The following is a 1,183-nucleotide window of genomic DNA, read 5'->3' as shown; positions in this document are numbered from 1 at the left end:
ACGGCGAGGACCCGGCGGTGGGTGTCCTCGGCCGGCGGCAGATCCAGCTTCGCCAGGATGTTGCCGATGTGCTTGCCGACGGCGGCCTCGGTCACGACCAGGCGGCGGGCGATCGCGCCGTTCGAGTGGCCCTCCGCGACCAGGCCCAGGACCTCGCGCTCGCGCGGCGTCAGCGCCTCCAGCGGATCGCGGTGCCGGCGCAGCAGCTGCCGTACGACCTCGGGATCGACGACCGTCCCGCCGTCCGCGACCCGGGCGAGCGCGTCCAGGAACTCCTCCACCTGACCGACCCGGTCCTTGAGCAGATAGCCGACGCCGGTGCCGTCGCCCGCGTCGAGGAGATCGGCGGCGTAGCTGCGCTGCACGTACTGGCTGAGGACGAGGACCGGCAGGGCGGGGCGTTCGGCGCGGAGCGCGACGGCGGCGCGCAGTCCCTCGTCCTGGAAACCGGGCGGCATCCGGACATCGGTCACGACGATGTCCGGGTCGTGGGCGGTGACCGCCTCGCGCAGCGCGTCGGCGTCCCCGACGGCGGCGACGACCTCGTGGCCGAAGCGGGCCAGGAGCCCGATCAGTCCCTCCCGGAGGAGGACGCCGTCCTCGGCGAGGACGACGCGGAGCGTTCGCTCAGTGCGGGGCATGGGATCTCCACTCGGAGGAGGGTCGGCCCGCCCGGCGGGCTCATGATCGTCAGTGTGCCATCGAGGACGGCGATCCGGTCCGCGAGGCCGGTGAGGCCGCTGCCCCCGGCCGGGTCGGCGGCGCCGCGCCCGTCGTCCTCGACGTCGATCCGGAGGACACCGCCGGTGTGCCGGGCGGTGATCGAGGCCCGGCTCGCCCCGCTGTGCTTGCCGATGTTGGCGAGGGCCTCGCAGCCGGCGAAGTAGCCGGCGCTCTCGACGGACTCCGGCAGCCGGGGCAGTTCGACGTCCGTGGCGACGGGCACGGCGGACCGGTCGGCGGCGTCGGCGAGGGCCGGGCCGAGGCCGTAGTCGGCGAGGACCTGCGGGTGGATGCCGTGGATGAGCTCGCGCAGCTCGGTCAGGACCTGCCCGGCCTCCGCGTGCGCCTTCGCGAGCTGGTCGGCGAGCGGGCCGCCGGGCGGGGCGTCGAGGCGGGCGAGCCCGAGGGTCATCGTGAGGGCGACCAGCCGCTGCTGGGCGCCGTCGTGCAGATCGCGTTC

At 75.2% G+C, this 1,183-nt stretch carries 2 protein-coding genes; both read right to left on the bottom strand.

Translation table 11 applies throughout. The features are described 5' to 3' along the window. A partial coding sequence (locus AOK00_RS31980) for a response regulator (protein ID WP_055603673.1) occupies window positions 1-641 on the bottom strand: 641 nt, incomplete at its 3' end. Further along, a partial coding sequence (locus AOK00_RS31975) for a sensor histidine kinase (protein ID WP_254047584.1) occupies window positions 572-1,183 on the bottom strand: 612 nt, incomplete at its 5' end. The genes AOK00_RS31980 and AOK00_RS31975, both read right to left, overlap by 70 nt.

The organism is Streptomyces aureus, assembly GCF_001418135.1.
In the GTDB taxonomy this organism is placed as follows: domain Bacteria; phylum Actinomycetota; class Actinomycetes; order Streptomycetales; family Streptomycetaceae; genus Streptomyces; species Streptomyces aureus_A.
This window is presented reverse-complemented; position numbering and strand designations above follow the sequence as displayed.